We start from the raw sequence: 9915 nt of genomic DNA on the forward strand, positions 1-9915 counted from the left end.
AGAATCAGGTTGTGGTAAAAGTACGTTGGCAACATCCATTGTCGGACTACATAATTCTAATAATACAAATGTTTCAGGGGAAATTATCTTCAAAAATCTGAACTTAGTAGATATTGATGAGCGTACCTTTAATACAATTCGTGGTAATGAAATTGGAATGATCTTTCAAGATCCTTTATCCGCATTAAATCCATTGATGAGAATAGCTGATCAAATAGAAGAATCATTACTTTATCATACTGAATTAAACAAAGTGCAGCGGAAAGAACGTACCCTTGAATTATTAAATCAAGTTGGAATAAAAAATCCGGAACGTGTAGCAAGACAATATCCGCATCAGCTTTCTGGTGGTATGAGACAGAGAATTGTAATCGCAATTGCATTGTCATGTAAACCTTCAATAATCATTGCTGATGAACCAACAACGGCACTGGATGTGACGATACAGGCGCAAATTCTTGATTTGTTGAAGGAATTACAAGAGGAAACAGGGGCTGGTATTTTACTCATTACGCATGATTTAGGTGTTGTAGCTGAAATGGCTGATCGTGTAGCCGTTATGTATGCAGGGCAAATTGTTGAAGAAGCACCAGTAGAAGAACTGTTCAATAATCCATTACATCCTTATACAAAGTCTCTATTTAATTCTATTCCACAAATGGATCAAGAATCGGAGAAATTACAGATTATTAAGGGTTTAGTACCTTCATTAACTAATTTACCTCGAGAAGGTTGTCGATTTTCATCTCGTATTCCTTGGATTGACTCTTATTATCACGAAGAGAGGCCAACCTTACATGAAGTTTCAACAGGTCACTATGTAAGGTGTACTTGCTGGAAACATTTTCACTTCGAAGATGAAGGAGGACAGCTATAATGAGTTTTTTGAAAATTGAAAATTTGTGTGTGCATTATCCAATTCACGGTGGTTTTTTTAATAGGATTATTGATTATACGTATGCTGTCGATGGAGTGAGTATGGAGTTCGAAAAAGGTAAAACTTATGGTTTAGTTGGAGAATCTGGCTCAGGAAAGTCTACAATTGGAAAAGCTATCATAGGCTTAGAAAAAGCAACATCAGGAAACATTTATTTTGAAGGAAATAATATTTCAAATAAAAAAAGAAAAAGATTGTCGCAGTACAGTCGTGATGTGCAAATGATTTTTCAAGATTCACTTTCGAGCTTCAATCCACGTAAGCGAGTACGTGATATTATTGCTGAACCTATTCGTAATTTTCAAAAATTGAGTGATCAAGAGGAGAAAAAACGAGTGATTGAATTGCTTGCTATCGTTGGATTACCAGAAGATGCACAACATAAATATCCCCATGAGTTTTCTGGAGGACAAAGACAAAGAATTGGTATTGCTCGAGCAGTAGCATGTAATCCTAAACTGATTATTGCCGATGAACCAGTTTCTGCATTGGATTTATCAGTTCAAGCTCAAGTACTAAACTTCATGAAGGATATTCAACAAGAATTCGGCTTAAGCTATTTATTCATTTCTCACGATTTAGGTGTTGTTAAACATATGTGTGATCACATTGCGATTATGTACAAAGGAAGATTCGTAGAAACAGGTACTCGTAAAGAGATATACACTACTCCCCAACATATATACACAAAACGTCTTTTGTCCGCCATTCCCGATATAAAACCAGGTGAACGTGTCAATAAACAGAAACAACGAAAAGAAATAGAAGAACAATATGCCCTGAATGAAAAACACTACTATGATGAAAATGGAAGAGTTTATGATTTAAAGGCTATTACTGATACGCATTTTGTAGCAATACACGATGCCGAAAAGGTAGGTGTGTAATAAATGTGGAAGGTGATTTTACGTCGATTTCTTCTAATGATTCCACAGCTGTTCGTACTGAGTTTACTCATTTTTATTATGGCTAAATTCATGCCAGGTGACCCATTTACAGGATTGATTACTCCGGAAACAGATCCTTCACGTATTGAAGAATTAAGACAAGAAGCGGGTTTTTATGATCCTTGGTATGTTCAATACTACAATTGGATCACTAATGCGTTACAAGGTGAGTTTGGTAGAAGTTATTCTTTTAAGGTAGATGTTGCAACGCTTATAGGTGAAAGAGGTTTGAATACACTATGGTTAGCTATATTAAGCTTCCTATTAATATATCTAATTGCTATTCCGTTAGGTGTATTAGCTGGACGTTTTCAAAATTCTCTACTTGATAAATCAGTTGTGCTTTATAGCTACATTAGTTATGCAATTCCAACATTTGTGCTAGCATTAATATTTTTATTTCTTTTTGGCTATAAAATCCCTATATTCCCAACAAGTGGAACAGTAGATGTCGCATATGAACCTGGTACTTTTGATTATTTTATGAGCAAATTATATCACATCCTTTTACCAGCAATCACATATGCCATACTTGGAACAACCGCAATTATTCAATATTTACGATCAGAGATTATCGATGCACAAACACAAGATTATGTAAAGACAGCTAGAAGTAAAGGTATACCAATTAATAAGATTTACAATAAGCATATTTTCAGAAATTCCTTACTGCCAGTAGCTGCATTTTTAGGATTAACCATTACTGGATTATTAGGTGGTTCAGTATTTATTGAAACGATTTTTGGTTATCCAGGAATGGGTCAACTGTTTATCCACTCCATTCAAGCTCGTGATTATAGTGTCATAACAGCTCTTGTATTACTTTTTGGTTTCTTAACCTTAGTAGGAAGTTTAATATCGGATATCGTTATGAGCATTATTGATCCAAGAATACGAGTTCATTAAAGAAAAATGGATAATAAGAGGTGACAAAAATGGATAATCAAACAGAAGTTGTAGTTGATACAAACTTAAAAGTACCACCATCGGACAGTCCTCCTCTCGGATTTCGAGTAATAGCAAGAGAATTGAAAAAAGACAAATTAGCGATGGGTTCGCTTATTATGTTAATTACAATTTTTGTAGGTGTGTTCATTGGTTCATTATTAATAGATCAAGACCAATTGATGCGCGTAAGTTTACTAGATAAGTATGCAAAACCTGGTGAAGGATTTCTTTTAGGAGCCGATCAAGGTGGACGAGATATATTTGGTCAATTAATCATTGGTGCCAGAAATTCTCTAGCAATTGCCATATCAATTACAATAACTACAGGAATTGTAGGTATCGGAATCGGACTAATTACAGGTTACTATGGTGGATTAATTGACAATATCTTTATGCGTATTATTGATTTCTTTGCTACTTTACCAACACTTATGTTAATTATCGTATTTGTTACGATTGTGCCTAAATATAATGTTACAACATTTATTATTATTTTAAGCATTTTCTTATGGGTACCAACTGCAAGGCTTGTTCGTAGTAAGGCGCTTTCCGAAAGTCGAAGAGATTATGTCAATGCATCAAAGACAATGGGGACTAAAGATCTTTCTATTATATTTAGAGGAATAATGCCAAACCTTAGTTCAATTCTAATTGTCGAACTCACCCTGAATTTTGCAGGTAATGTTGGGATTGAAACAGGTTTATCGTTTTTAGGATTCGGGTTACCTCCATCTGTACCTAGTTTAGGTACATTGGTCAGTTATGCCGTAAACCCAGAGGTACTGGCGTCTAAGTGGTGGATTTGGATACCAGCATCATTACTAATTCTAGTGTTGATGTTAGGCATAAATTATGTTGGGCAGGCACTTCGCCGTTCAGCAGATGTAAAACAAAGACGAGGTTAAGAAGGGGGAAATCAAATGAAAAGTAGGAAGTGGTCTGTATTTGCTATTATGCTTGTCTTAACATTAGTGCTCAGCGCTTGTGTTGGTACTAAGAAAAGTGAGCAAGTGAAGAATGAAGGAGAAGAAGGAGGAGGGAAGAAAGAAAGTGAAACATTAACATTTCCATTAGAAGTTGAAAACAAAGATAAGGGGATTAAAGGTGGAACGTTAAATGTTGGCCTAGCTACAGATACACCATTCCAAGGAGTATTTTCTGAAGCTCTGAGTGAAGATGCTTATGATAGTCAAATTACGCAATTTGCTTCTACAAAAATCTTTGAAACGGATGGGGATTATCTTGTTAGAGATGGTGGAATAGCGACTTTAGATGTAGATGTAGAAAATAAAAAGGCAACTGTCAAAATTAAAGAAGGTGTGAAATGGTCTGATGGGGAGCCTTTAAAGATTGAAGATTTAATGTTGCCATATGAAATCATTGGACATAAAGATTATACTGGTGTTCGCTATGATAATGATCTGAAAAATATCGTAGGTATTGAAGATTACCATGCAGGAAAAACGGATAAAATTTCAGGTTTGAAAAAAGTTGATGAAACAACGTTGGAAATTTCATTTAAAAAAGTATCTCCAGCCATTTATACTGGCACAGGAGATGGAATTGTGTATTATGCGGAGCCATCACATTATTTAAAAGATGTGCCTATAAAAGACTTAATTAACTCTAAAAAAATTCGTCAAAAACCTTTATCACTCGGTGCATTTAAAGTGGATCGCATCGTTAACGGTGAATCAGTTCAATTCTCAGTAAATGAACATTATTTCAAAGGTAAGCCGAAAATCGATAAAGTGGTATTAAAAGTAGTACCTACAACTTCGGTTGTTGCAGCATTAAAAGCAGGGGAGTATGATTTAGTTTTTAGTATGCCTACAGATATTTATGCTACTTATAAGGATTTAGATAACGTGACGATTCTAGGTAGACCCGAAGGCTCTTATTCGTATTTAGGTTTTAACTTAGGTAAGTATGATAAAGTAAAGGGTACGAGTATCATGAATGAAAATGCCAAAATGAGTGACGTGAAATTGCGTCAAGCAATGGCTTATGCAATGGATTTAGAACAATTAAACACCCAATTTTATGATGGACTTCGTAATCGTGCTACTGGGTTGATTCCTCCAGCTTTCAAAACGTACTATGATTCATCTCTAAAAGGATATTCGTATGATCCAGAGAAAGCGAAGAAGTTATTAGATGAAGCTGGCTACAAAGATAAAGATGGCGATGGAATGCGTGAAGATAAAGGAGGGAAACCATTAGAAATCAAAATGGCATTTATGGCTGGTGGAGATAATGCAGAGCCAATGGCTGAATTTTATATGCAAAACTGGAAAGATGTTGGTTTGAACGTTACGTTAACAACAGGCAGACTTATCGAATTTAATAGTTTCTATGATAAAGTACAGGTAAATGATAAAGATATTGATATCTTTATGGCAGCTTGGAGTACAGGAACTAATCCTTCGCCAGCAGGATTATATGGTAGAGATGCAGAATTCAATTTAAGTCGCTATACTTCTGAAGAAATTGATAAATTGTTAGCAGATATTGATTCATTGGATTCTATGAATCCAGAGTATCGTGCAAAAGCATTTAAAGCATGGGAAGAGTATATGGCTGAAAATGTTCCTGTTATACCAACTCAATTCCGAACTGAACTGTTCCCAGTGAATAAACGAGTTAAAGGAGTAAATGTTGATCCTAACGTCCTTGAGTTTAACTTCCAAGATTGGGAACTAACTGCTGACAAAGCTGTAAAAGCTAGTAAATAATTAAATTGTAACAAGCTGAGTGGGAGTAGAGATTTTTCTAACTTTTACTCAGCTTTTTTGTTTTTTATGGTTTACTTGTTACTAATGGAAGGATATTTGGCAAAATAACCACTTTTTTACTTTACAGAAATAATATAATAAATGATGGCTGAATCGTTGATTTGTATTATGTATATTTCTCTACTTGGAAATTATTGTATTAGTGAAGAAAGTAACTGTCTTCTCTCTGGAAAGTTAATAAAGAGCAATTCGACAAATTTTACAATTATTGTAAATTATGTTAAAATATTCATATGTTTAGCTTGGACAATATTTTTTGATGAGGTGATTGTGTATTGAAAATCGGCGATCTTATACTACTTAGAATAAAAGAGGAAGAACAAGAAGTTGATTATAGAACAAAAGTAATCAATATAAAAGATGATATTTTATATATCGACATACCAATTCATATTTTAACTTTAAAAAGTGGCAATATTTCGAAAGGTATGCGTATAGAAGTACATTATGTAAAGGTTAATGGAAGTATCTCATCTTTTGATTCAAAAGTAATTGATATAGTAGAGGAACAAAATACAATTCATATAGAGTTCCCTCCCATAACGGAACATAATACTATTGATAAAAGGCCTTTTGCTAAATTGGATGTACCAGTTGATATAGCAATCCACAGTTCAAAAATATTTTTTCAACCTTTTGTTACTTGCACTACAGAAATTAACGCTAACGGTGCTTCTTTCTTGATTCCTAAGGATATCAATGTAAAAGCTAATTTTGAGATTATTGCTTGGATTATACTATTTTATAAATCTGGGGAAAGTAAGTTTTTTAAATTCAAAAGTAAGGTCATTAAAGTAATAGAAAGAGAAGAGCATTCAGAGGACATGATTATAATAGAATTTATGAATATAAGTAAGAATGATCTTCAGGCACTCATTCGTTTTTGTTTCGAGAAACAATTGGAACTTAGAGACAAGTTAATATACGCGTAAACATAAACGATTAAGAATAAATAAAATAGTAAGATTTAATATTGGAGGCAAGATTATGATTACTAGTATCAGAGATGTTAGAGATGGTTATATATTAGCTAAGAATGTAGTGGTAGAATCAAGCCGTTTAATTATGTTTAAGGATACTGCTTTAACAAAAGCGAAAATTGATTTGTTACGTGCGTTCTTAGTGGAGAGAGTAGATGTCATTATTCCACCGTCTAATGAATCTGATGCTATTGCTAGCAGCTATGAGAAACCATTTATTGAGTCATATTTGGATTGTGTAAACGCATATAAAAAATTATTTCTGAAGTGGCAATCAGGTTTATCAACAAATGTTTCGGAAGTAAGGGCAATAATAGTTCCATTACTAGAGCAAGCAATTAATAATAATGAAGTGTCTTTCAATCTACATAAATATTCAAAAATTGATGATTATATGTACAACCATGCTGTTTCTGTCGGTCTATATAGCGGATTAATAGCTAAGCAATTAGGCTTAGCGAAAGGAGAAGTATTACAAGTTGCCTTAGCTGGATGTTTATGTGATGTAGGAATGTCTAGAGTAGGGAATGGAATCTTACATAAAGAATCAAAGTTATCAGTAGAAGAATACGGTGATGTTAAGCAACATCCAGTTTTAGGATTTAAAATGTTGCAAGGCACGATGACATTGAAAAAGGATGCCCAAATAGCAATTGTACAACATCATGAAAGACTAGATGGTTCAGGTTATCCAATGGGTGGGAAAATTGAACAAATTCATCTTTATTCAAGAATTATAGCGGTTGCAGATACATACCATGCAATGACAACAGATAAACCTTATCAAGCTGGTATGTCGCCTTTCAAAGTTTTAGATATTATTAAGCATGACCAATTTGGAAAATTTGATCTAAAAGTTACGAATGTATTAATGAATAAAATAGCTAATATAGGAATTGGAAGTAAAGTGCTATTGTCAAATTTATTATCAGGTGAAATTGTCTTCATGAATCCTCAATTTATAACTCGTCCGATTATAAAAATATTCGAAACAGAAGAGTTAATCGATTTAGATAGAGTACGATCGATTTATATTGAAGAAGTATATTAATTATTAATATATCACTAATGTAAAAAACCCCTTTTAATAAGGGGCTACATTTGTTAATAGAATTTTCCATATGGCATGTGACAAGGACTAGGCGGGCACATCATTGGTTGTTGGCAAAACACATTTTCAGATTTGCAAGTATTCACTACGGATTGAGTATGAGGGAAGTAGTGTTGATTTTGGTAAATATGATCGTTTACAGTTGTTGTATGTGTAGGATGAATATGTGGAACGATGTGTTTATAAATATTTTTGTTAACAATGTTTTGGGTTGGGCTCACTTGAGTGGGCATTACTTGAGTTGGACATACATTTGTATGGTGTTTAGTAGGACATGCACCAAAATGAGGTTGGTGACATCCATAGTCACTTTGATAATACATATTATCACCTCCGGGGACGATTCTTAAAATATTGTATGAAAACCTAATGATACTTGTACTGGTTGTATACCTAAATTATTTCCCAAAAAGGACAATCAATATTTCAAAATGATTTCTTGAGCGATGTAATTAAAAAAGAAGTTAAAGACTTAACGATAAATGACGAATTGACCTCTGTAACTGAGGTTTTTTCTTTTGTGCATCTTTATACTTTCAATAGATTAGAAAAAGTTCTAAAATAAGTTCAACTTGAAAATACTCTCCAAGATTTGAGGGGAATTATTTTTCATTTTGAGATGTCAAAATGTTTGTGAATGTATGCTGTTACACTATGAAAATTTATATGATTTTCTTCCAAATGGTCGAATCAATTTCGGAAAAATCGTATTTAAAGATAAATCTAGCTTTAGAGCGTATAATTGTATTTGGAACAAAAAATGAAATCCTATCTTTATGAATGAAAGAGGATAAGAGAAAGGTGTAGGGAGTTTATATAAATGGCTAATTTAACAATTCATACAAAAGAAATGAATCATGAATCAGAAGCAGCACTCAATCAAGTTATTAGTCAATTGGTCGAAAAAGGTAAGAAAGATCATGGACTAAACTATGAGGAAATTAGTGAGAAGCTTTCATCGTTTAATTTAAACTCTAATGCTATTGAAGATGTTGTTCAATCGATAATTAGTCAAGGCGTAGAAATTAACGACGTTATGAATGAAGGAAATACCGAGGTCCAGCAACTTGAAAAAGAAGGTTTAGTCTTTCATGACATAAGTGTAAATACAAATGATTTGGTACGTATGTATTATCATGAAATTGGTGATGTTGATCTTCTTTCTGCCGAAGAAGAGGTAGATCTTGCCCAGCGTATCGAAAAAGGGGATGAACAGGCTAGACAACATTTAGTTGAAGCAAATCTTCGTCTTGTTGTTAGCATTGCTAAACGATATATAGGTCGTGGCATGTCTATTCTTGACCTGATTCAAGAAGGTAACATGGGCTTGATTAAGGCAACTGAGAAGTTTGAATACCGAAAAGGTTTTAAGTTTAGTACATATGCAACTTGGTGGATCCGTCAGGCTATCACACGTTCGATTGCGGATCAAGCAAGAACAATTCGAATTCCAGTTCATATGGTTGAAATAATTAATAAACTAATTCGTATTAGGCGACAACTTTATCAAGATTTAGGAAGAGAGCCTTCTTCAGAGGAACTTGCTGAAGAAATGGAATTATCTCCAGAAAAAGTAAGAGAAGCTATTAAAGTTGCCCAAGAACCTGTTTCCTTAGAGACGCCGGTTGGTGAAGAAGATGATTCACANNATTGAAGACCAAGATGCAATATCTCCTACTGAAAATGCAGCATACGAATTGTTAAAGGAACAATTAAAAGAGGTGCTCGATACATTATCAGATCGAGAAGAAAATGTTCTTCGTCTTCGTTTTGGCTTAGATGATGGAAAAACTAGAACTCTAGAGGAAGTGGGAGCCGTATTTGGTGTCACTCGTGAGCGTATTCGTCAAATAGAAGCAAAAGCACTCAGAAAATTAAGACATCCAAGTAGAAGTAGAGCTTTGAGAGATTTTTTATAGTGTACAAACTAAATATTTCGAGGTATCAATTTATATAATGTTTAAGTATACAGTATGTTTTGTAAAGAAAGAGAATGAAATATTAATGCTTAATCGGGAGAAAGCTCCAATAATGGGTGTTTGGAACGGAGTAGGTGGCAAGATTGAGAATGGTGAAACATCTGATGAAGGTGCTATACGAGAAGTGTTTGAGGAAACAAGTATAAAAGTAAAGAGGTTTTTCTCTAAAGGAACTGTAACATGGGAGAACTCCAATGGGGAACTGGATGGAATATATG

General features: G+C 33.9%; 9 protein-coding genes and 1 pseudogene. 9 read left to right on the forward strand and 1 reads right to left on the reverse strand.

From position 1 onward, the window contains the following. The 7 genes from V7014_RS16605 to V7014_RS16635 form a co-directional block, all read left to right on the forward strand. Positions 1-877, forward strand: an 877-nt coding sequence (locus V7014_RS16605; RefSeq protein ID WP_335508553.1) for an ABC transporter ATP-binding protein, incomplete at its 5' end; no start/stop codon positions are given. Next, positions 877-1824, forward strand: coding sequence for an ABC transporter ATP-binding protein (locus V7014_RS16610; RefSeq protein WP_335508554.1), 948 nt, complete (start codon positions 877-879; stop codon positions 1822-1824). The genes V7014_RS16605 and V7014_RS16610, both read left to right, overlap by 1 nt. A gap of 3 nt (positions 1825-1827) precedes the next feature. After that, a complete protein-coding gene (gene opp4B, locus V7014_RS16615) occupies positions 1828-2790 on the forward strand; it encodes an oligopeptide ABC transporter permease (protein WP_335508555.1) in 963 nt (320 codons plus the stop codon). Between the two features lie 29 nt (positions 2791-2819). Further along, positions 2820-3737: an ABC transporter permease gene (locus V7014_RS16620; protein WP_335508556.1), complete on the forward strand. Its 918-nt coding sequence runs from the start codon at positions 2820-2822 to the stop codon at positions 3735-3737. A 15-nt stretch (positions 3738-3752) separates the two neighbouring features. After that, positions 3753-5567 carry an oligopeptide ABC transporter substrate-binding protein gene (locus tag V7014_RS16625; protein ID WP_335508557.1) on the forward strand — a complete coding sequence of 605 codons (1815 nt, stop codon included), beginning with the start codon at positions 3753-3755 and terminating at the stop codon, positions 5565-5567. Between the two features lie 335 nt (positions 5568-5902). Beyond that, entirely contained in the window at positions 5903-6559 is a 657-nt protein-coding gene (locus V7014_RS16630; protein ID WP_335508558.1) for a flagellar brake protein, read from the forward strand. A gap of 55 nt (positions 6560-6614) precedes the next feature. Beyond that, the gene (locus tag V7014_RS16635; protein WP_335508559.1) at positions 6615-7658 is read left to right on the forward strand and encodes an HD-GYP domain-containing protein; all 1044 of its coding nucleotides are present in this window, start codon (positions 6615-6617) and stop codon (positions 7656-7658) included. Positions 7659-7711: 53 nt separating this feature from the next. On the opposite strand, the gene V7014_RS16640 is transcribed toward V7014_RS16635, so the two are convergent. After that, on the reverse strand, positions 7712-8041 hold the full coding sequence (locus V7014_RS16640; RefSeq protein WP_438824931.1) for a CotD family spore coat protein: 330 nt from the start codon (positions 8039-8041) through the stop codon (positions 7712-7714). A gap of 497 nt (positions 8042-8538) precedes the next feature. Here V7014_RS16640 and rpoD point away from each other — a divergent pair. Both rpoD and V7014_RS16650 read left to right on the forward strand, forming a co-directional pair. Next, positions 8539-9637, forward strand: a pseudogene (gene rpoD, locus V7014_RS16645) (RNA polymerase sigma factor RpoD). 37 nt (positions 9638-9674) lie between these two features. Beyond that, on the forward strand, positions 9675-9915 hold a 241-nt coding region (locus V7014_RS16650), incomplete at its 3' end, for an NUDIX domain-containing protein (RefSeq protein WP_335508560.1).

Origin of the sequence: Bacillus sp. JJ722, from assembly GCF_036963345.1 — a bacterium.
In the GTDB taxonomy this organism is placed as follows: Bacteria; Bacillota; Bacilli; order Bacillales; family DSM-1321; genus Bacillus_AD.

Bases quoted from the DNA above. Each gene is read 5' to 3' on its own strand.
- V7014_RS16625 (WP_335508557.1), top strand. From the start codon at position 3,753: ATGAAAAGTAGGAAGTGGTCTGTATTTGCTATTATGCTTGTCTTAACA.
- V7014_RS16610 (WP_335508554.1), top strand. From the start codon at position 877: ATGAGTTTTTTGAAAATTGAAAATTTGTGTGTGCATTATCCAATTCAC.
- V7014_RS16620 (WP_335508556.1), top strand. From the start codon at position 2,820: ATGGATAATCAAACAGAAGTTGTAGTTGATACAAACTTAAAAGTACCA.
- opp4B (WP_335508555.1), top strand. From the start codon at position 1,828: ATGTGGAAGGTGATTTTACGTCGATTTCTTCTAATGATTCCACAGCTG.
- V7014_RS16635 (WP_335508559.1), top strand. From the start codon at position 6,615: ATGATTACTAGTATCAGAGATGTTAGAGATGGTTATATATTAGCTAAG.
- V7014_RS16640 (WP_438824931.1), bottom strand. From the start codon at position 8,041: ATGTATTATCAAAGTGACTATGGATGTCACCAACCTCATTTTGGTGCA.